This window comes from Amycolatopsis sp. NPDC104775, from assembly GCF_055583325.1.
Map to the genome: position 1 here is coordinate 870,311 of NZ_JBVJOE010000002.1, position 21,216 is coordinate 891,526.

At 68.6% G+C, this 21,216-nt stretch carries 18 protein-coding genes; 13 read left to right on the forward strand and 5 right to left on the reverse strand.

All coding sequences use genetic code 11. The features are described 5' to 3' along the window. Positions 1-222: 222 nt before the first annotated feature. On the reverse strand, positions 223-990 hold the full coding sequence (locus ACZ63D_RS12755; protein ID WP_465354428.1) for an AfsR/SARP family transcriptional regulator: 768 nt from the start codon (positions 988-990) through the stop codon (positions 223-225). A 275-nt stretch (positions 991-1,265) separates the two neighbouring features. On the opposite strand from ACZ63D_RS12755, the gene ACZ63D_RS12760 reads away from it, so the two are divergent. Then, complete coding sequence (locus tag ACZ63D_RS12760; protein WP_465354429.1) at positions 1,266-1,883, forward strand: ScbR family autoregulator-binding transcription factor; 618 nt, start codon at positions 1,266-1,268, stop codon at positions 1,881-1,883. A 335-nt stretch (positions 1,884-2,218) separates the two neighbouring features. Here ACZ63D_RS12760 and ACZ63D_RS12765 read toward each other — a convergent pair whose 3' ends face one another. Then, positions 2,219-2,845 carry a ScbR family autoregulator-binding transcription factor gene (locus ACZ63D_RS12765; RefSeq protein WP_465354430.1) on the reverse strand — a complete coding sequence of 209 codons (627 nt, stop codon included), beginning with the start codon at positions 2,843-2,845 and terminating at the stop codon, positions 2,219-2,221. Between the two features lie 191 nt (positions 2,846-3,036). Here ACZ63D_RS12765 and ACZ63D_RS12770 point away from each other — a divergent pair, with 191 nt between their 5' ends. From ACZ63D_RS12770 to ACZ63D_RS12825, 12 genes are all read left to right on the forward strand, one after another. Continuing rightward, on the forward strand, positions 3,037-3,993 hold the full coding sequence (locus tag ACZ63D_RS12770; protein WP_465354431.1) for a ScbA/BarX family gamma-butyrolactone biosynthesis protein: 957 nt from the start codon (positions 3,037-3,039) through the stop codon (positions 3,991-3,993). Further along, complete coding sequence (locus ACZ63D_RS12775) at positions 3,990-4,955, forward strand: NAD-dependent epimerase/dehydratase family protein (protein WP_465354432.1); 966 nt, start codon at positions 3,990-3,992, stop codon at positions 4,953-4,955. The genes ACZ63D_RS12770 and ACZ63D_RS12775 overlap by 4 nt, the downstream gene beginning before the upstream one ends. Positions 4,956-5,113: 158 nt before the next feature. Continuing rightward, positions 5,114-6,034, forward strand: coding sequence for a ribonuclease Z (locus tag ACZ63D_RS12780; RefSeq protein WP_465354433.1), 921 nt, complete (start codon positions 5,114-5,116; stop codon positions 6,032-6,034). Then, complete coding sequence (locus ACZ63D_RS12785) at positions 6,031-6,882, forward strand: aminoglycoside phosphotransferase family protein (RefSeq protein ID WP_465354434.1); 852 nt, start codon at positions 6,031-6,033, stop codon at positions 6,880-6,882. The genes ACZ63D_RS12780 and ACZ63D_RS12785 overlap by 4 nt, the downstream gene beginning before the upstream one ends. Positions 6,883-6,978: 96 nt before the next feature. Continuing rightward, on the forward strand, positions 6,979-7,599 hold the full coding sequence (locus ACZ63D_RS12790; RefSeq protein ID WP_465354759.1) for a dihydrofolate reductase family protein: 621 nt from the start codon (positions 6,979-6,981) through the stop codon (positions 7,597-7,599). Between the two features lie 26 nt (positions 7,600-7,625). Next, positions 7,626-7,949: a YciI family protein gene (locus ACZ63D_RS12795; RefSeq protein ID WP_465354435.1), complete on the forward strand. Its 324-nt coding sequence runs from the start codon at positions 7,626-7,628 to the stop codon at positions 7,947-7,949. Next, positions 7,946-9,163, forward strand: a complete 1,218-nt coding sequence (locus ACZ63D_RS12800) for an RNA polymerase sigma factor (protein WP_465354436.1) — start codon at positions 7,946-7,948, stop codon at positions 9,161-9,163. The genes ACZ63D_RS12795 and ACZ63D_RS12800 overlap by 4 nt, the downstream gene beginning before the upstream one ends. A gap of 285 nt (positions 9,164-9,448) precedes the next feature. Next, entirely contained in the window at positions 9,449-10,420 is a 972-nt protein-coding gene (locus ACZ63D_RS12805) for an alpha/beta hydrolase (protein ID WP_465354437.1), read from the forward strand. Between the two features lie 532 nt (positions 10,421-10,952). Beyond that, entirely contained in the window at positions 10,953-14,303 is a 3,351-nt protein-coding gene (locus tag ACZ63D_RS12810; protein WP_465354438.1) for a TM0106 family RecB-like putative nuclease, read from the forward strand. A 2,165-nt stretch (positions 14,304-16,468) separates the two neighbouring features. Next, positions 16,469-17,584, forward strand: coding sequence for an FAD-dependent oxidoreductase (locus ACZ63D_RS12815; RefSeq protein ID WP_465354439.1), 1,116 nt, complete (start codon positions 16,469-16,471; stop codon positions 17,582-17,584). A 121-nt stretch (positions 17,585-17,705) separates the two neighbouring features. Beyond that, entirely contained in the window at positions 17,706-17,948 is a 243-nt protein-coding gene (locus tag ACZ63D_RS12820; RefSeq protein WP_465354440.1) for a PLD nuclease N-terminal domain-containing protein, read from the forward strand. Positions 17,949-17,984: 36 nt separating this feature from the next. Next, positions 17,985-18,785, forward strand: coding sequence for a nuclear transport factor 2 family protein (locus tag ACZ63D_RS12825; protein WP_465354441.1), 801 nt, complete (start codon positions 17,985-17,987; stop codon positions 18,783-18,785). Between the two features lie 54 nt (positions 18,786-18,839). On the opposite strand, the gene ACZ63D_RS12830 is transcribed toward ACZ63D_RS12825, so the two are convergent. The 3 genes from ACZ63D_RS12830 to ACZ63D_RS12840 all read right to left on the reverse strand — a co-directional run bounded on the left by ACZ63D_RS12830 (position 18,840) and on the right by ACZ63D_RS12840 (position 21,162). Next, the gene (locus ACZ63D_RS12830; protein WP_465354442.1) at positions 18,840-19,355 is read right to left on the reverse strand and encodes a lytic polysaccharide monooxygenase auxiliary activity family 9 protein; all 516 of its coding nucleotides are present in this window, start codon (positions 19,353-19,355) and stop codon (positions 18,840-18,842) included. 345 nt (positions 19,356-19,700) lie between these two features. After that, positions 19,701-20,291: a TetR/AcrR family transcriptional regulator gene (locus tag ACZ63D_RS12835; RefSeq protein WP_465354443.1), complete on the reverse strand. Its 591-nt coding sequence runs from the start codon at positions 20,289-20,291 to the stop codon at positions 19,701-19,703. Between the two features lie 4 nt (positions 20,292-20,295). Next, the gene (locus ACZ63D_RS12840) at positions 20,296-21,162 is read right to left on the reverse strand and encodes an alpha/beta fold hydrolase (RefSeq protein WP_465354444.1); all 867 of its coding nucleotides are present in this window, start codon (positions 21,160-21,162) and stop codon (positions 20,296-20,298) included. Positions 21,163-21,216: the final 54 nt, after the last annotated feature.

Below are 21,216 nucleotides of genomic sequence, written 5' to 3' on the forward strand. Positions count from 1 at the left end.
GGGGCACCCACCCCCTTCCCGGAACCCCGAGAGAAATCCTTCCTTGTGGTTTGGGGGTGGTTGTCAAGGCATCTTTCCCGCCTTGACAACCACCCCAGAACCGTCAGCACACTCGGGCTTCGGGGTGCCCCACCGCCCCGCCCTTCTTCTCGCGGCGCAGCCGCACAAAAAACCCGGCCCCCCGCCAAAACGGAAGACCGGGCCACCCCCAAGCCACACCCCTCAAACAGCGTCCGACATCTCCCCAGCCAAAATACTGTGATGCAGCTTCCGCAACGAACTCCCCGGCTCAATCCCCAGCTGCTGCACCAAATTCTGCCGAGCCGAAGCAAACGTCTCCAACGCCTCAGCCCGCCGATTGGACCGAGCGAGCGCAGTCATCAAATACTCGGTAAACGTCTCCCGAAGCGTATGCTCCTTGGCCAGCGCCGACAGCTGACCCACCACCTCCCGGTGCCGCCCGATCAACAGCTCAGTCTCCATCAGCAGCTCGAGACACCCCAGCCGGCTCTCCTCGAGCAACGTCGCATACGCCTGCACATCAGGAGAGTCAGTAAACCCGCCGAAAGCCGCCCCACGCCACAGATTCGTAGCGTCCCGCAACACCTTGGCAGCCTGACCATAACTGCGGTCCCAATGCAGCGCCCGCCCCTGCTCGTAAAGCCGGGTGAACCGATCAGCATCCAGCTCGTCGATCCCGACATGCAGCGAATACCCCCGCGGACTGGTAACCACAGGGCTCTCTTCCGCATCCTTGTTGGTGCCCCGCAACAGTTTTCGCAGTTGTGACACATACACGTACAACGCCGCGCTAGCTCGCGCCGGCGGATGCTCGCCCCAGATCTCGCCGATCAGATGCTCAGCGGTGACTACCTGGTTGTTCTTCGCCAGCAGAACGGACAGCAGGGTCTCGATTTTGCGGGCCCGCGGGGCGCAGACGCCGGGCTGGCCGCTCACTCTGATCTGTCCGAGAATTTCGTAGTTCAGCATGACTGCCCTCCGGTGTCTCTCGCGCCGGACCCGCCCGGCGGCGCCCCCAGCGCCGCTGCCTGCCGGTCCGAGCCGGGTCCACCATGGGACCATAGCAAACCGGGAGGTCGGTTTTCAAGCAAAAACCGGGAGGTTGGTCTGTTTTGATCTTGAGTTGGCCGAGTTGGCCAGGTAATCGGCTATGAAAGCTGGTAAACCGGGCGGTCGGTATGTCATGATGAGCCGGTCGGAACGCACGCCGTGTAGTTCCCGGCGCGAGACGATGGGGAAAGACGGTGACTAAACAGGCCCGTGCGGAGCTGACCAGGCTTCTGCTGCTGGACGCCGCGGCGGTGCTGTTGAACCGGGACGGCTACGCGGCCACGAGCATGGTGGACATCGCACGCGAAGCGGGCGTGACCAAAGGCGGCCTGTACTTCCACTTCTCTTCCAAGGACGAGATCTGCGACGAAGTCCAATCCGCGGCCGTCGCGGTCCTGCACCAGCACGTCGCGCGAGCCCGCGGGCGCCGTCCGCATCTGCGCAGGCTGGCCGACCTGAGCCGGGCATTGATGGGCTGGCTCGCCGAAGACGCCAAGGTGGGCGCGAGCTTCCGGCTCGCCCGCGAAATGGGTTCGAACGACCCGCGTTTCGTGGCCTTCGTCCGCGCGTGGCTGGGCCAGGTGCGCGCGCACATCGCCGCGGCGCACGGGGCGGGCGAGCTGAGCCCGCACGTCCGCCCGGACATGGCGGCGCTGCTGGTCGTCGTGACCTGCGTAGGCCTGGAATCGGCTGCGGCGAGCGGGACGATCCCGGCTGGCACAGACCTGGTGAGCACGCTTTCCGAGCTGTGGCGGGTGATCGAGGCTTCCCAGCCCGCGGATTCGACGGCCGCCGAGGCGACCGGCACCTGAGCGGCGGACCTGCGAGGCGGAATTCCGGGACGCGGGCAGTGAATTCCTTGCGCCGCACCAGGTTCAGCCGTGCGGTCAGCGGCTGGAATCCAGCAGGTGCCGCTGCGCGGTCAGCGGCCGAAATCCAGCAGGTGCCGCTGCACGATCAGCGGCGGAAATCCAGCCAACCCCGCTTCGAAAGCTCCCGGCACGCGGTCGTCGACGCGCCGCCCCTGCCGCGGCTGTGGGCCGGGTTGTCGCAGGCGGGCGACCAGGCAGCGAGGCCCAGCGCACCGCATCCCAAACCAGTCTCCCCACAAAAACCGACCGCCCGGTTTACCCGGGCGGTCGAGGCCTCATTCGGCGTCGGGCGGGAAAGTCCCGGCCGGATCGAACTTGTGCAGCCGCCGGGGCGGGACCACCGCGTGCAGGATCGTCTGCCACATGAACGTGACCCGCTCGTGCAGGTCGGTCCGCCCGGTCAGCACCTGCGAGCTGAGCTGGCTCCCGGTGAACGACGCGACCACGTACTGCGCGAGATCGTGCGCGTTGACGTCTTTCCGCACGTCACCAGCTGCTTTCGCGGCGAGCAGGCAGCCGTGGATGGTGTCGGTCCACTGCTTGTACGCGCCCGCGGCGGGCGTGACGAACGAGCCCTGCTCGATGACCAGCCGGATGCTGGCGCGCACGCGCGCGTTCTTGCGCAGGCTGTGCCCCATGTTCTGGGTGAGGTCGATGACCGTCTGCAATCCGGGGTTCTCGATGTCGGCCAGCGGGTCCCACACGGTGAACTGCTCGTTGATCAGCGCGTCCGCGAGCTCTTCCTTGGACTTGAAGTGAAAGTACAGCGCGCCCTTGGTGACTCCGGCCTCGGCGAGGATGTCCGACAGGCTCGCACCGACGAAGCCGACCGCGTCGAACCTGGACGCGGCCGCGTCGAGGATGGCATTTCGGGTCTGCTCCGCGCGTTCCTGGCGAGCCACTGTAACTCCTTCCGGGGGCTGCGGGCCCGGCGCGGGCCACGCTGACACGCCAGTCTACCGCCGGTCCGGTCCAGGAGCCAGAGAAAAAAACCGGTAGGTAGGTATGGTTTTGTCCGCGCGTTTCCGCTAAAAATGTGGTGGGGGTACTGGGGTAGTACTTTTTTTCTGGGAGGACCGACATGGTCGGTACGGTGTTAGAGGAGTCTGTCAGAAGAACCTTCATCACGGATGGCGAAAGTTCGCCGGGCGGCCGCCCGGTCGACTTCCAGCAGACCATCCCGCGCAATCTGGTGCACCGCGCGGCCGTCTCGGAAGTGTTCGTCACTGATCTGAACATCGCGGGCGAGGACCGGTTCGAGGTCGGCGCCCAGTGGCCGCGCCGGCACGGCTTCTTCGGCCCGCGCACTCCGGGATCGCACGATCCCATGCTCTACCTGGAAACATTCCGCCAGGCGATCATGCTGGTCGCCCACCGCGCGTACGGCGTCTCGCTCGGCACCGCGTTCGTCTCCGGCCGCAAGACCAGCTCTATCACCCCCGAAGGGCTGGTCACCGCGGGCACGCCGATCGACGTGGTGCTCCGGGCGAACGTGCAGGACGTGCTCCGCCGGGGCGGCGCCATCGGCGGCATGCGGTTCGAGTTCGGCTGCTTCCGCGACGGCGAACTGGTCGGCACCGCCGCGGAGACCATTCGCTGCGTGTCCCCGGCGGTTTACCGCCGGTTGCGCGGCGACCACTTCGCGGCGACTCCGTTCCAAGCCATCGCGCTGCCCACCGTGGACCCGGTGCTCGTCGGCCGGGAGCGCAAGGAAGACGTGCTGGTGGCGGAGACCGCGTCGCCCGGAATCTGGTCGCTGCAGTTCGATCCGGACCACCCGGTCCTGTTCGATCACTCGGTGGACCACGTCCCGGGCATGGTGCTGCTGGAAGGCGCGCGCCAGGCGGCGCTGCTGACGCTCGGCGATCCGTTCGCGCTGCCGCTGCGCTCGGACTTCGAGTTCTCCGTCTACATCGAGTTCGACTCCGAATGCCTGCTGACGGCGGAGGAAATCGGCACCGACGAGGACGGATCGGCGCTGGTGCGGGTGGTGGCGGAGCAGAAGGGCCGTCCCGTGGCGTCCGGTGTCCTGGCGATGCGCAGGTCATGACTGCCGGCCTGGGGGCGGACAGTACGACCGGGGAAATCCTCCTCACCGGAGCGACCGGGTTCATCGGTTCGGCGGTGCTGCGGGCGTTGCTCGTCCGCGGCGCCGCGGTGCGGGTGCTGGCGCGCGGTGCGGTGCCGGAGTGGATCACGCGATCCGGCGCGCGGATCCACCGAGGCGACCTCACCGACGCCGCCGGACTGGCCGGGGCGTGCACGGGCGTGACGACGCTCGTGCACGCCGCGTCCCGGATCGGCGGTACCGAAGAGGAATGCGCCGAGGTCAACGATCGCGGCACGGCCCGGCTCCTCGCGGAGGCGCACCGCGCGGGCACGCGCCGCATCGTCTGTCTCAGCACCTGCGCGGTCTACCGCGATGGCGAACACCGTGGCGCGCCCGAGGACATGCTCGACCTCGGGCCCGCCTCGGCCACCAGCCGCACCAGGCTGGCCGGAGAACAGCAGGTCCGCGCCGCTGGCGGGATCGTTCTGCGGCCGCACCTGGTATACGGCGACGGAGACCGGCACGTGGTCCCGGCGCTGGTGAAGTGGTTGCGGGCGGCACCGGCTTGGGCCGAAGGCGGCAAGGCTCGTACATCAGTGGTGTCGTCGTGGGATCTCGCTGCTGTGCTCAGTGCCTTCGCGCTCGACCCGGCACTGGGCAGCCCCGGCGAGGTGTTCCACGTGGCCGACCCGGAACCGGTGCGGATGCGCGAGCTGCTCGAAGCCGTCTGCACCCTGCTCGACCTGCCGATACCCGAGGCAGACTGGCCGCTCGCCGAACATCGCGCGCGCACGCCGTGGCTCAGCGAGCACCAATGGTCGCTGCTCACCCGGGACCATTGGTACGACAGCGATAAGGTCTGGAAGGTCACCGGAGTGGCCCCGGGACCGGGTCTCGGCGTGCGATTGGCCCAAGCCCGGAACTGGTATCGGGAAACCCTGGCAATTCCCGAGGCGGGCTGAAGATCGAATTCGCGGAAAGTGATCGAACGAATTCATTCGGCGATAATTGAGAACAACGCGCGGCCGTCCGGTTCATTCCGTCCCGGACGGCCGCGCCTTGTTTCCGCGGAGTTCATTTCGGTGGCGGCGAACCCGGGCGCGGCGCGAAGATGATCGTCATGTCCCGACGCGAGCTAGTGGTGCTGGGCTCGGCGAGCCAGACGCCGACCCGGCACCGCAACCACAACGGCTACCTGCTGCGCTTCGACACCGACGGCGTCCTCTTCGATCCGGGCGAGGGCACTCAGCGGCAGATGATGTACGCCGGTGCGACGGCTAGCGAACTCACCCACCTGTGCGTGACCCACTTCCACGGCGACCACAGCCTCGGCCTCGCCGGCATCATCCAGCGGTTGTCCCTGGACGACGTCGCGCACCCGGTCCGCTGCCACTACCCGGCGTCCGGCCAGGAGTACTTCGACCGGCTGCGGCACTCGACGTCGTTCCACGAACGCGCCGAACTGGTCCCGCTGCCGATCTCCGCACCGGGCCCGCTGGGCGGTGCGCTGTCGGCGTACCCGCTGGAACACCGCATCGACTGCTTCGGCTACCGCTACGCCGAACCGGACGGAATCCGGATGCTGCCGGACGCGCTCGCCGCGGCGGGCGTGCAAGGTCCCGCTGTGCGAAAACTCCAGGCAGACGGCGTACTCGCGACCGAGAACGGCGTGGTCCGGCTGGAGGACGTGAGCGTGCCGCGCCCGGGTCAGGTGGTCGCGTTCGTGATGGACACGCGCCTGTGCGCGGGCGCGTTCGCCTGCGCGCGCGAGGCGGACCTGCTGATCGCCGAATCGACCTTCCGTGCCGAAGACGCCGACCTTGCCTACCGCTATGGCCACCTGACCAGCACTGATGCCGGTCGCCTCGCCGCGGAGTCGGGTGCCCGGGAGCTACTGCTGACGCATTTCTCGCAGCGGTATCCGTACGAGGAGGCCGATCGGTTCCGCGACGAGGCCGCGAAGGTGTTCGACGGGGAGATCCACGTAGCCCGGGACCTGGACGTCGTCCCGCTGCCTCCGCGCCGGTCAGGTGCGCGATGAGGCAACCAGTCCCCGCCGACCTGCTGGAAATCGCCGAAGCGCTCGTCCCTGACGCCCCGGTCGGCTCTGCCCGCCTTGCCACGCAAGGAAATATGCACCACGTCGTGCTGCTGCCCGGCGTCGCCGCGGTACGGATCAGCAAGCGCCCCGATTCCGCCGCCGAACTGCCCCGCCGGGTCGAGATCCTCCGCGCGGTCGCGGCAGCCGGCCTGCCGTTCGCGGTGCCGGAGCCGCTGACCCCAGTCACGACGTTCGGGGAACGCGCGGCGGTCGCGGTTTCGTGGATCGGCGGCGAGGGGCTGCCGGAAGGCGTCGGCGATCCGGCAGCGTTCGGTCCGCTGTTGGCAGCACTGCGCGAGGTTGAGATCTCACCGCAGCTGGAAGCCGTTCTCCATCGGCCGCGCAGATATGCCAACGGCCTGGGTTGGGTGGAAATCGTGCAGGACGTCATCCCCCGGTTGCCGACGAAGTGGCAGGACGGCGTCCGGCGACGGCTCGACACGCTGCTGGCGCTCGACGAAGCCCCAGCGAGGCTCCTCCACGGCGACCTCGGCGGCAGCAACGTCCACTTCGACGCGGACGGCAAACTGACTGGCGTTCTCGATTGGGACCTGGCCTGCCTCGCCGACCCCGCGATCGACGCCGCACTCGTCGCGACTTGGTACGGCTGGAACGTCCTCCGCGCCGCCGCCGACGAAGAAACCTGCCGCCGCGCCCGGGCGTGGAACGACCTGATCGGCGTCGAGCACCTGCACGCGGTCTTCGCGGGCAAGCCCCTGACCAGCATGGACGGCTTCGTCCGCGCAGTCGTCGGCTGGCTGGAGGCGGCTCCCCAGAAATTTTCTTGAAGATTTTCGGCCGCGCTGTCGGATCGGGTCGCCGGAGTTCGTAGCAGAGGTGAAGCAGCCCGCGAGGGGCAGCACCGAAGCGAAGGAACCGTGACCATGCAGGTGAAAACGATGACCCAGGTGACCATTGACGGGGTAGTGCAGGGCAACGGCGCCGCGTCCGACGAGGACCGCCGGAACGGATTCGAACGCGGCGGCTGGGCACTGGGCAAGGGCGACCGCGAGACGCTGGCGTTCATCAACGAGACCTACCAGCGCGCCGACGCTTTCCTGTTCGGCCGCCGGACGTACGACCTGTTCGCCGGCTCGTGGGGTGCCATGAGCGTCGAGGACGTCCCCGGTCGCGAGCCCATTCTGCGGGCGCTGAACGAACGGCCGAAGTACGTGGCCTCGACGACGCTCACCGACCCGGGGTGGTCCGGCACCAGCGTGCTGTCCGGCGATCTGGCCGCCGCCGTCGCGGACCTCAAGGCCACACCGGGCGGCGAACTGCAGGTGCACGGCAGCGGCACTCTCGTTCAGTGGTTGCTGGCGCAGGGATTGGTCGACGAGATGATCCTGCTCGTGATCCCGGTGGTCGTCGGACAGGGCAAGCGGCTTTTTCCGCAGAACGGCCCGGATCTGGCGCTCGATCTGGTTGAGTCGCGAGTGGACACCAACGGCGTGACGACCCAGGTCTGGCGCCCGGCCGGACGTCCGCAGTACGCGGGCCGCTGACCTGCGAGACGGGAGAGGATCCTCGCATGCAGTACCTGATTTCCGTGGTCCACGACCAGCCCACCCTCGCCACGCCGGAGGAACACGACGCGATCGACGTCTTCAACGACCGCCTCCGGACCGGCAACCACTGGGTCTTCGCCGGCGGCCTGGCAGCGCCGGAAACCGCGACCGTCATCGACAACCGAGGCGACGCGGGGATGGTCACCGACGGCCCGTTCCTGGAGTCGAAGGAGTACCTGGCCGGGTTTTGGGTCGTCGAAGCGCCGGACCTCGACGTGGCCCTCGAACTCGCCGCCGAAGGGTCGAAAGCGTGCAACCGGAAAGTCGAGGTGCGGCCGTTCCGGTGAGCGACGTCCGGGAAGCGATCACCCGTGCCCACCGCGAGGAGTGGGCCCGGGTGGTCGCCGGTCTGACCAAACGCTTCGGCGACCTGGACATCGCCGAAGAAGCCGCCGCCGAGTCGTTCGCGACCGCGGTGGAGCGATGGCCGTCCGACGGCGTGCCGCCCAACCCCGGCGCCTGGCTGACCACCACCGCCGCCCGCAAAGCCATCGACCGCCTCCGCCGCGAGAACAAACGCGACGGCAAACACCGGGAGGCCCAGCCGGTGTACGAGACCGAACCTCCCAGCCTCATCGACGACGACCGGCTCCGCCTGATTTTCACCTGCTGCCACCCGGCATTGGCCGCCGAAGCCCGGGTCGCCCTGACCCTGCGCATGGTCGGCGGCCTGACTGTGCCCGAAATCGCCCGCGCCTTCCTGGTGTCGGAAGCCACCATGGGACAACGGATCACTCGCGCGAAAGCCAAGATCAAGGCCGCCCGCATCCCCTACCGGGTGCCCTCCGCCGACGACCTCCCCGCTCGCGTCTCCGGCGTGCTCACGGTGCTGTTTCTCGCCTTCAACGAGGGCTACCTGGCCACCGGACCCGACACCGATCCCGTGCGCCAAGACCTGACCGTCGAAGCGATCCGGCTGGCACGACTGATCCGCGCCCTGCTTCCCGGCCACGGCGAGGCGACCGGCCTGCTGGCCCTGATGCTCCTCACCGAAGCCCGCCGCCCCGCCCGCGTCTCGGCGAACGGTGAGCTGGTCGCTCTGGGAGAACAAAACCGTGCCCTCTGGGACTCGACGCTGATCGCCGAAGGCCACCGGCTGGTCCGCGAACGCCTTGCCGCCGGCGCAGCTCCCGGCCGGTACCAGATCCTGGCCGCGATCAACGCCGTGCACACGTCCGCGCGGACCATGCGGGAGACGGACTGGTCGCAGATCCTCGCCCTCTACGACCAGCTCGTCCGTGTTGATCCGTCACCGATCGTCGCCCTGAACCGCGCGATCGCGGTCGCCGAACTGGACGGGCCGCAAGCAGCGCTGGCTCTGGTCGACCAGCTCGCGGACCGGCTGGCTGGCTATCACCCGTACCACGCGACCCGCGCCGACCTGCTGCGCCGGTCAGGCCGCACTCCGGAAGCCCGCGCGGCTTATGAGCGGGCGATCGCATTGGCGGGCAATACCGCGGAGACTGCTGCACTGTCTCGCCGCCGTGACGATCTGCGGTAGCAGATTTCCCGCTTGCTTCACCCAGCCCGACGCCGACGCCGTCGCCAGAAGCCCTTACCCGACAGCAGCTTCTCGCTTGTCTGCCGAAAATCTGGCACTGGATGCTGGGGGCCGTAGGGTAGTCTCACGACATGCTCATCGAGGTGGACAGAGCCTAGCCGCCGGGCTCCCTCGGCGGCGTACCAGCCGACCGGTGCCCGGGCACAACTCTGTCTCACCAAACCCCCTTCGCCGTCCCAGTGCGCTCTGCCTGCGGCGAGGACCCGATGATGCTCAGGAGCACCCATGACGCAGAATTTGCCGCGTCCGCCCTTCGACCCGGAACTCTCCGCGGCGCTGCCCACCCTCGACGGCCACGTGCCAGTCGGCATGACAGCCGACCGGTTGCCGCACTACCGAAGCCTCCCTTTCCCCAGCATCGAAGAACAAATCGGCGACCGCCCGGTCCGCTGCGCCCACCACACGATCCCCGGTTACGCCGACGCGGAGATCGAGGTCTCTGTCCTCTCCCGCACCGACCACGAAACCCCCGGCCCCGCCGTCTACCACCTCCACGGCGGCGGAATGGTCATGGGAGACCGATTCGCCTCGGCAGGCCCGCTGATCGACTGGGTGATGAAGTACGACGCGGTCGCCGTCACCGTCGAATACCGGCTGGCCCCAGAACATCCCGACGGGGTCCCCGTCGAGGACTGCTACGCCGGTTTGCTCTGGACAGCCGCCAACGCGGCCACCCTGCGCTTCGACCCCGCCCGCCTGGTGATGTTCGGCGGCAGCGGCGGTGGAGGCCTAGCCGCCGGAACGGCGTTGCTGGCCCGCGACCGCGGCGGTCCGGCGCTGCTCGGCCTGCTGCTGCAATGCCCGATGATCGACGACCGCAACGAGACGACGTCGGCACGCCAGTACGACGGCACCGGTGTCTGGGACCGGACAAGCAACCTGACTGCGTGGACCGCGGTCCTAGGCGACCGCCGAGGCACCGCTGCGGTCTCGCCCTACGCAGCCGCCGCGCGAGCAACCGACCTCAGCGGCCTCCCACCCACGTTCATCGACGTCGGCGCGGCAGAGGTGTTCCGAGACGAGGACGTCGCCTTCGCAACCGCCCTCTGGGCCTCCGGAGGCGACGCAGAACTCCACGTCTGGGGCGGCGCGTTCCACGGGTTCTATGACCTCGCCCCAGAATCCGCACTGGCACAGGCGTGCGTCGCGGCGCGCGAGTCTTGGCTCGAGCGTTTGCTCAGCCGCTCGACGCCGTAGCGAGACGGCGCGCCACCCTGACGGGGTCGTCGGGGTGGTGCGCACCTCGCAGCACGGCGGGATCGACAACGCCCTCGTCCTGCGGGTGCCACGACGTCGTCTCGAGTTGAGCGCTGCCGCCACGCCCTCGTGTGGGGTTGAGCGCTGGCTCGGTGTCATACGGACGCCGTCCAGCCACCCCGCGTCACACCGCCGCCGCGCGCCGCCCAGCCGCCCCGCGTCACACCGAGGCCGCGAGCCACCCAGCCAACGTCGCCCCGACGGTGTGCACCCCGCCGAACGACCCGACCAGCAACCTCACCAGCCCCACAGCTCACCGAGCCCTACTCAACACAGACCTCCCACACCCCTCCAAACCAGAGCCGCCCCAACCGACCAACCGCCTTCGACATCCCAAATCCCAGCACTCACCTCCCATCTCGCCCTCTCTCCACCACTCCAAGATCATCGCACCCACCACCGACAATTCCGGGCGGCGTGTCGGCCCCCGCCTCGGCAGAACCCGCCCGCACCCGTGACAGACTGCCGGGCGATGTACACGCCGTCTGATCTCGCTGACCTGCTCGAATGCGAGCACCGAAGCATCCTCAAGCAGGCGCTGGCGGCGGGGATACCCGGCGCGCCGCGGCCCACTTCCGCACCCGATCGGCTGGCGGTCAAGCACGGCCGCGCGCACGAGGTGGCCACGCTCGGCCGGTTGCGGAACGAGCGGACGCAGGTCGTCGAGATCGAGGAGCACGATCCGGTCGTCGCGGCGAAGGCCACCGAGGAAGCGTTGCGCGCGGGCGCACCGGTGATCTACCAGGCGGTGTTCCACGACGGCGAGTTCTCCGGCCGCGCCGATTTCCTCCTGCGCGACGACCAGGGCCGCTACGAGGTCTACGACACGAAACTCGCCCGGCACGCCAAACCGTCCGCGGTCGTGCAGCTCACCGCGTACGCCGACGCTCTGCGCCGGGGCGGCTGGCCGACCGGGCCGGAGATGCATCTGCTGCTGGGCGACGGCAGCACGCGCAGCCTCCGCGTCGACGACTTCCTCCCGCTCGTCGACCGGCTCCGCGACCGGTTGCAGGACCGTCCGCCGCAGCTGCCCGACCGGATCTGGGCCGACGAGCGTCCCGCGTGCACCGGATGCGCCTTCGCCGACCACTGTTCGTCCGCGCGCGAGGCCGACCGCGACCTGTCCCTGGTCGCCGGAATGCGCAGCGAGCAGCGACGCAAGCTGGTGACCGCTGGCCTCGGCACCATCGACGCGCTCGCCAGCGCCGAGCCCGCGGACCGTCCGCGCGACATGTCCGAGGGCACGTTCGCCTCGTTGCGCGCGCAGGCCGCGATTCAGGTCCGGCAGGACGAAACCGGCGAGCTGGCCTACGAAATCATCGCCCCGGACGCGCTCGCCGAACTGCCCGAACCCAGCCCCGGCGACGTCTTCTTCGACATGGAAGGCGACCCGTACGGCCTGGCCGGCACCGGCCTGGAGTACCTCTTCGGCGCGGTCACCCCGGACGGGCGCTTCACCCCGTTCTGGGCACACTCGCGCGCGCAGGAGAAACGAGCGTTCGAGGAGTTCATCGACTTCGCCACCGCACGGCTCGCGGAACACCCCGACGCGCACGTCTACCACTACGCGCCGTACGAGGTCACGGCGATCAAGCGGCTCGCAGCCATTCACGGCACGCGCGAGGAAGCCGTGGACGAGCTGCTGCGCAGCGGAGCGATGATCGACCTGTATGCCGTGGTGCGCAAGGCTTTGCGGGTAGGACAGCGGTCGTATTCGATCAAGTATTTAGAACCACTGTACATGCCGGAAGCCCGCGCGGGCGAGGTAAAAACGGCAGCGTCGAGCATCGAGGCGTACGAGGATTATCTGACGCTCTCCTCCGCCGGAGACACCGCGCAGGCCGACGAAGTGCTGCGCGGCATCGCGGACTACAATGAGTACGACTGCGTCTCCACCTTGCGCCTGCACGAATTCCTCCACCGCGTGCGCTCCGAAGCCGGAATCGCCCTGGCCGAGCTGGATCCCGAGTCCGAAGTGGACGCTCTGCTCCGCCGCACCGAAGAAGAGGAAGCCGCCCAGCGCCGAGCTGAGCGCGCCGCCGCGATGGCCGCGTTGGTCGACCCGCTCCTGGACGGCCTCCCCGAAGACCCCGCGGATTTCACCCCCGACGACCACGCCCGCGCGCTGCTGGCCGCGTCCGTCGGCTACCACCGCCGTGAGACGAACCCGGCGTGGTGGGAGTTCTTCCGCCAGCTGGCCGCGCCGCTCAGCGACCTCGAAGTCGATACGACCTGCGCGGTCCCGGTGTCGGTCACCGCGGGCGAGTGGGTGCCGCCGTCTGGCCGGTTGCGCACCGCGAAACGCTCGCTGGTCGTGCGCTGCGACCCCGACCGTCCACATCCGTTCGCACCCGGCGACGACGTGCGATTGCGTTACGGTGCCGATGCTCGCGACGCGAAAGTCGTGTCCGTGACCGCCGTCGAAGTGACTCTGGAAGAGAGCAGCGCCCCGGACCGGACGTCCAACGACCTCCCCGCGGCGGTCCTGCCGGGCAGCCCAGTGCGCCCGTCGCCGAAGGACGAGGCGGTAGCCGATCTCGCCCGGCTGGTGAGGGAAACTCTGCCTGCGCTGCCGTCGCACCCCGGCGTCGACCTGCTGCGCAGAATCCCCCGATTGCGTGGCGGATTGCCCGAACCGGGCGAAGATTTAGTCGCGACGGTGATCACCGCGGTCGATCAGCTCGACGGTTCCGTGCTCGCCGTCCAAGGCCCGCCCGGAGCCGGAAAGACTTACCTGGCCGGAAAACTCATCGCGCACCTGGTGCGTTCGGGCCGGACCGTCGGCGTCACTTCGAACAGCCACAAAGCGGTCGAGAACGTGCTCTCGGCGGCCATGGAGAACGCGCCGGAAATGGCCTGCGCCAAACGTGCGAAGCGGATGCCGGATCCGTCGTTGCCTTGGGAACAGCCAAAAAGCAACACCGCGCTGGTACGTTGGCGGGAAGAACACAACACCGGTCACTTGGTCGGCGGCACCGCCTGGACCTTCGCCAACGCCGCCGTGCGCGAGGAACCCTTCGACGTCCTCGTGATCGACGAAGCCGGTCAGTTCGCCCTCGCGGACGCGCTGGCGGTCTCGATGTGCGCGAAAAACCTGGTGCTGTTAGGCGATCCGCAGCAGCTGCCCCAGGTCGTGCAGGGTACGCATCCGGCGGGCGCGGAGGCGTCAGCGCTGGGCCACCTGATCGGCGAGGCGGACATCATTCCGCCGGAACTGGGCTATTTCCTCGACTTGACGCGCCGCATGCATCCCGCCGTGTGCGCGCCGGTCTCGAACCTCTCGTACGCGGGTCTGCTGCACTCGCATCCCACCGCGGAACGTTCCATCGACGGCTTCCCGTCGGGTCTCTATCTGGCATCGGTCGAGCATCGCGGGAACACCACGCGTTCGGTGGAGGAAGCCGAGCAAGTGGTGTCGGTGATCAAGTCGCTGCACGGCCGTTCGTGGGAGGGGCGGCCGCTCACTGATGCCGATTTCCTAGTCGTAGCACCGTATAATTTGCAGGCGCGAGTAGTGACGCGCGCCCTGTCCGATGCCGGTTTCGGCGACGTCCGAGTCGGCACAGTGGACCGGTTTCAAGGTCAAGAAGCACCCGTTGTGGTGACCACCATGACGTCCTCGTCGGCGGTAGACTTGCCGCGAGGCCTTGATTTTCTGTTGTCCCGCAACCGGTTGAACGTCGCTCTCTCCCGCGCGCAGTCCGTCGCTGTCCTGGTGTGCTCCCCGAAGCTGCTCGAAGCCGACATCAGGACGGTGGACCAGATGCGGTTGGTGTCCGGGATGCTCGGGTTGCTTCGCGACGCTCGCGAGTGGATCGGTTGAGCGGAGTGGACCGGTGGGCCGGGTCGGCTGGCGGGCTGGGTCGGTAACTCGTTTCGCGGGGCGGACTGGCCGGGTGACTCGGGTTGACCGGGCGGACTGGGCCGGTAACTCGGTTCGGCTCGGCGGGGTTGGCTGCGCCGGGATGCCCGACTGGTCGGTTCGGCAGAGTCGGTCGGCTGAGCAGGCGCGCTCGCGCGCCGGTTCGGCTGAGTGGTTCGGCAGGGTCGGTCGGTTGAGGAGGCGCGTCCGTGCGCCGGGTTCGGCTGGGTGGATCGGTTGGGTTGGATGCTCGCGCGGCCGATTTGGCCGGGTGAATCGGCTGCGCGGGGATGCCCGCGTGACCGGACCGGCTGGGTGGGCCTGTGGGGCTGAGAGCCCGCGCGGCCAGTTCGGCTTAGGTGCTCGGCCGCGCCCCTGGATACCCGCGTGGCCGGATCAGCTGTGCTGGGTGCCCGCGTGGTCGGGTCTCGGCTGGGTGGGTCGGCTGCGCCGGGAAGCCCGCGTGGCCGGTCGGCCGGATGGCTCGTCTGTGCTGGGTGCCTGCGTGGCTGGATTGGCTGCGTGAGCGAGTCAAGCTGGGGTGCCGGGGGTAGCGGGTTCGGCTGGGTGGATCCGTTGGGCTGAGCGTCCGCGCAGCCGGGTCGGGCGAACCTCTCGCCTGTGCCGGGGTGACCGCGTGGCTGGATCGGCCGGGTGGTTCGTCTGTGCCGGGTATCCGCCCTGCCGGGGCAGCCGAGTGGATCCGCTGTGCCGCGGGGTGTTCGCCCTGCGGATTGGCTGGGTGAGCCGGTTAATTCGAGGCACCCGCGTGAGCGGGACCGGCTGAGCGGCTCCGCCGAGCCAGGATGTCCGCGTTGCCGGACTGGCTAAGTGGCTTGGCCGAGCTGGGCATCCGCCCGGGCGACCCGGCTGGGCGGGCAGCTGAGCAGGCGCGCCTGCGTTGTCGGAGCGGCCAGTCGGGCAAAGGCGTCTGCTCAGCCAGTTCGGCTGGGGGTGGGCTATGCCGGGATATTTGCTCAGCCGGTTCGTCTGTGAGCGTCGGCTGAGTGGATCGTCCGTACTGGGGTGCGCCCTCTGCCGAATTGGCTGGATGGACCGGTTATGCAGGAATGCCCGCGTAGCCGGGGTCGGGCGGGCATTCGCCCTACTGGATCGGCTGGGGTGGATCGGTGGTGCCGGGGTGCCCGCTCTGCTAAGGGACTGCACCGAGAGCTGCGCGCTCTGCCGGACTGGCCACGCGAATCTGCCACGCCGGGATACCCGCCTGGCGGGGAGTCGGCTCCCCGGATCGGCTCCCCAAACCGCCCAACCGGAAATGCCCGCCCGGCCCCCGGTCGGGAGCCGGGTGGCCGGGCGGGCACATGTCCTCGCTCGCGCGTCCGTGGGGGAGGGATGGCGCGGCGAGCGAGGTGGTGTGAGCGCCCCGCGCGTCCGGTTTGCGGGAACCGGAGCGGGGGCGCGGGATCCCCGTCCGCGCGGGGCACTGGGGGAGAGTTGCCGCAGCGGACGGGGTGGCTGGAGGAGGAGTGTGTTCGGTCTGGACAGTCTCACCGGGACGGCTCGTCGACGAAGACCGGCGGCGTCTCCCGCTGGATGACTCGCCTCGTTCGGCGGGAGAACGCTACATCTGTAAAACTCGTTGCGGGCCAAGAACATTCCCGCGGCCGGGGGTGTGCTCCCGCTCGCCATCCGGACCGGCTGGGGGTTACCGGCCGGCGGGAGCAGGAGCACCGGATCCCGTTCCGCGCCTGGGGGGAGCAGTCACGCGAAGCGGGTGGTTCTGCGCCGGTACGGGGGCCGCCTCGCGGCGAGTGGCACGACCAGGCTCCGGCCGAACCGGTATTCCTGGAAGGCAGAAGGTGAGGCCCGGGGGCACCTCCGTACCGACACCCTGTACAACGCCCCAGCCTCTCGAATGTTCCGGCTCCACAAGGTGATCTGGATCGCCACCAATCGAGTGACCGCTTGGTTGGCGACGGATGATCCTCGATCAGGTTGCACCGCTTGGCGAATCGTTGCGCATTCGCCGCGGGACTCGGCACGGCGTCCGCTCGCTCCGAATCGTCCAGGCCACGCGGGGCAAACTCGAACGCGCTAACGAACTTGTTCGTAACGAACATGTTCGTTACACTCGGCCCAGTCACCTCGAAGCAAAGGAGCACCCCATGACCATCACCATCGTCGGCGCCGGGCTCGGCGGTCTCAGCCTCGCTCGCGTCCTGCACGTCCACGGCATCGAAGCCACGGTCCTCGACCTCGACGCCTCCCCGTCCGCTCGCGCCCAGGGCGGCATGCTCGACATCCACGAAGACTCCGGCCAGGTCGCCCTCCGCGCCGCCGGTCTGCACGCCGAGTTCCGGTCGCTGATCCACTCCGGCGGCGAGGAAACCCGCGTCTACGACCGTGCCGCCACCCTCTTATTTTCCGAAGCGGACGACGGCAGTGGTGGGCGGCCGGAGGTCGACCGCGGAGCCTTGCGCGACCTCCTTCTCAATTCGCTGCCGGAGGGCACCGTCCGGTGGGGCACGAAGGTCACCGCCGCGGAACCTCTGCCCGACGGTCGGCACCGCCTCGCCCTCGCCGACGGCACGTCCCTCACTACAGACGTGCTCATCGGAGCCGACGGGGCCTGGTCGAGAATCCGCCCCCTGGTTTCACCGGAAAAACCGGCCTACACCGGGATCTCTTTCATCGAGGTCGACCTTCTCGACGCAGACAGCCGGCATCCGGCCGCGGCGGCTCTTCTCGGCGGCGGCATGAGTTTCGCGCTCGGCGAGGATAAAGGCTTTCTCGCACACCGCGAACCGGACGGCAGCCTGCACGTCTACGTCGCTGTGCGCGTCCCGGAGTCCTGGATCGCGTCCATTGACTTCACCGATCACGCCGCCGCCAAGGCCGCTGTGCTGAGCCACTTCGACGGCTGGTCCGACCAGCTCCGTGCCCTGGTCGCGGACGCGGACGGCGAGCTGGTCCCGCGGCTGATCCACGCGCTCCCGGTCGGGCATTCGTGGCCGCGGGTGCCCGGTGTCACGCTGCTCGGCGACGCCGCGCACCTGATGTCACCGTTCGCTGGAGAGGGCGCGAACCTCGCCATGCTCGACGGGGCCGAGTTGGGGCTCGCGCTCGCCCGGCACCAGGGCGACGTCGAACGCGCGCTCGCCGAGTACGAGGCGGCGATGTTCCCGCGCAGCGCGGAACTGGCGGCGGGTTCGGCGGAAAGTCTCGAAAACTGCTTCCGCGCGGACGCGCCGGCGGCTTTGCTCGAACTGTTCGGGGCCTGACGTCCATAGTGGACGCGGGTACGACTTAAGCGGTACCCGGATCGAGCCGTCAAGCCGATCCGGGACAGGCCGTTCCGCTCGCACAATGGGGCTCAACCCGCTGTGAGAGAGGAATTTTCCGATGACCGCCGTCCTGGCCGACACTGTTCACCAAGGCCTGCAGTTCGCCGCCGTCGCGGGGATAGCGGTGCTGGTGGCGTTCCCGGTCCTGCTGTTCCTCGGCGCGCTGGTGAGCGTGCTCGGCAGCCCGCTCAGTCTCGGGATGAAGTTCATGTGGGTGGTCTTCGCGTTCTGCGCGCCGTTCCTCGGTCCGTTGCTGTGGTTCCTGGTCGGCAAGCGGAGCGCGGAGGCCTCGGTTCGCTGACACAGGATGTCAGTGGGGCGCGGTTAGCGTCCGGCTATGAACCATGAGATGGACGCTGGCGAGTTCGCCGACCGTTATGTCGCAGTGTGGAACGAATCCGACCCGGACGCCCGGCGCGCGGCGATCGCTTCGCTGTGGGCTGAGGGTGGAGTGCAGTTCACCGAATCCGCGGAGTATCGCGGGCATCCGGCGCTGGAGCGTCGGGTCGAGGAGGCTTTCGAGGAGTTCGTCGCCCGCGGGGGATTCGTATTCCGCTCCGCCGGAGACGCGGTGGGGCATCACGGCATGGTCCGGTTCACCACCCAGATGGTTCCCGCGGCAGGAGGGGAGGCCGCCTGGGCCGGCTTTGTCGTGGCCGAACTCGGCGAGGACGGCCTGATCCAGCGGGACTTCCAGTTCGCCGGACCACCGCTCCCGCGCCTCGCCGTGCCAGACGCCCGTGCGGTGACGGAGGAATTTCTGCGCCGGCTCGAGCAGGGCGATCCGGACCGGATCGCGGACCTCTTCGCGGAACCGGTCGACTGGCGGGTGAGCTGGCCGGAACCAGAACATCCCGTCGTGCCCTGGATCCGTCCCCGCTCGTCCCGGGCGGACGTCGCGGACCACTTCCGGACGCTCGCCAGCGCTTGTGCGCCTGAGGAAGGCGAGGTCCGGGTCGGCCGGATCCTGGTCGACGGCCCGGACGCGGTGTTCGTCGCGACGAGTGCGCAAACGGTCAAACTGACCGGCAAGCGTTTCACGACGAGTGTCGCGGTGTGCCTGACCGTCGGCGGCGGGTTGATCACGCGGTACCACGTCTACGAGGACAGCCTCGCCGTCGCCGAGGCCTTCGCCTGATCGCCAGGCAGCCGGAGCGGAGATTCCGCCCCGGCGGCCGGCGGTTTCGCGCGGTCAGGAAACGTTCAGGTCGATGCAGGCGTAGAACGCGTTGCCGGTGTCCGCGATGTTCCACACCGCGAGCACCTTCTGCTGCCCGGTGTAACCGCTCAGATCGACCTGGTGCGACACGGTTTCGGGTGGTGCCTGGCCGCCGCCGTCGAAGCTCGCGATCATCGTGTCGCCGATGAAATACTCGTAGTCGAGGGTGGCGTGCCGTGCGGTGAACACCCAGTTGAAGGTGACCTGGGTGCCGACCGGGGTGACCTTCCAGCCCTTGCTGTCGTCGTCGAGGTCGGAGAACCGGTCGTTGCCGCCGCTGCAGCTGTGCAGCCCCTTCGGACCCTCTACGCTCTGCGGTTCCCATTTGATGTCGCCGCAGGACACCGTTCCGTCGGCACACTGGGCCTGCCTGCTCGGCGGGGAGCTGACGTAGCCGTGCGCGCTGGCGATGCCGGGACCGATCAGCATCAGCACCGGAGCGAGAATCGCGCCGCCGAGAGCGGTGAGCATCGTGCGTTTGCGGGGCATGGTGGCTCCTTCGAAGCCGGGCCCGCTCCCGCGCCGGAGGGCGGCCGGCCGAGCCACGGCACGACCGACGAGCCCGCGGTGGGGTGGTACGCGGGCGGTGGGGGTGGGGAGATTTGTGGTCTAGACCATACTCGGGTGCCCGCGCTCGGTCAAGGTTTGGCTACCCTGCGTCATCTGCGCGGGTTACGGGCGAGGACGACGGCAGCGGCGGCCAATCCGAGCCGGGATATGCGCTGAGACGGTCCCGCAATGCCCTTAAGCGGATCATTGTCCAGTCCGACCCTTATGCGGAATTTGTGGCCCGTCTTTCGGCGCGAAACTCTGGATGTTCCGGTTCCGGTCGAGCTAAGAAGCGAGCAATCCGCTCAACCACCCCGAAAACACCTGCTGCACATCCCCGCGCACCCGATCCGGATCGTCCGCGTTCGCGATCATCCGCGCCGCCTCCATCACTGCGGCCAGCACCAGTTGTGCCAAGGCATCCACCGGCGTGTCCACGATCAACCCGGCGTCCCTCGCCGCCGCCAGGTTTTCCGCGACCAGTCCCAGGCCGTACTCGGCTTCCAGTTCCCGCCAGGCGTCCCAGCCCAGCACGGCTGGGGCGTCGGTCAGCGAGATCCGCCGGACGTCCGGGCGCAAACAGGCGTCCAGGAAAACCTGCAATGCGGAAGAAAGACCGGAAAGCGGGTCCAGAGCGCCGTCAAGGACCTCCGAAATCTCGACGGTCAATTCTCGTTCCAGCACTTCGACTACGGCTCGGAACAGGCCCTGTTTGTCGCCGAAGTGGTGATACAGCGCGCCTCGCGTGACGCCTGCCGTGCGCGTGATTTCTTCGGCGGGCACGTCGTGGTAGCCGCGGTCGCCGAAGAGGTCGCGGGCGGCCTTGATCAGTGCGGCTCGCGTCGCGTCGGAGCGTTCTTGCTGGGTACGTCGCACGCACCTAATCTGCCATGGCGGCGGCGAAGCGCGTGATGTGCCCGGCCAGTACGTCCGGCTGATCTTCCGAGACGAAGGTGTAGGAGTCCGGGACCTCGACGATCTCCGCGTCCGGCAGCACCTCTGCGAGGCGATGCGCGAGGCTGATCGGGAACAGCTTGTCCTCCGGCGGCCACACCAGCAGCACCGGACGCTTGAACTGGCGCAGTTTCTCCGCCGCGGCGAGAGTGAGATCTGAGTCGACGGTGCGGAGGAATTTGCGCAAATCCCTTCGCAGGCCAGGGGATTTCCGCAGCTTGCCCAGGTACTCCTCAGCAATGTCGGGCGGCAGCGGGCGCTTCGTGACCCAGCCGAACAGCAGCGGCAGCCGGTACAGCGCCTTGATCCGCAGCAGTTGACCGAGCACCGCCATCGAACCCGGGACGCGGGCGATTGTCGGCAGCGGCCGGAAGATTGGCGGGAAGAAGTACTCGAAGCTGTCCGACGGCGTCAGCACGACCCGGCCGACTCGCTCCGGATACCGCGCGAGCAGTAGTTGCGTGATGGCGCCGCCGGTGTCGTTGGCGACCAGGATGACGTCCTCCAGGTCGAGTGCGGTGAGGAAGTCGCCGAGGAGGGCGGCGAGGCCGGGGGCGCTGAGGTCGGCGTCCGAGCGCATCGGGGCCGGGTGGGCGCCTAACGGGAGATCCGGTGCCAGGCAACGAAATCCGGCGTCCGCGATGGCTGGGACGACCTTGCGCCAGAGCAGGGCGTTGGTGAGGACACCGTGCACGAACACGACCGGGCGGCCGCGTCCGCGCTCGAAGTAACGGAGGGTGCCTTGGGGGAGGTTGACGTGCCGGGCAGTGCCGAGTTGCTCATGTGCGGTCATGCTTGCGAAGATACATACATACAGTCTGTAGGTAAATTACCTCAGAGGTAATGC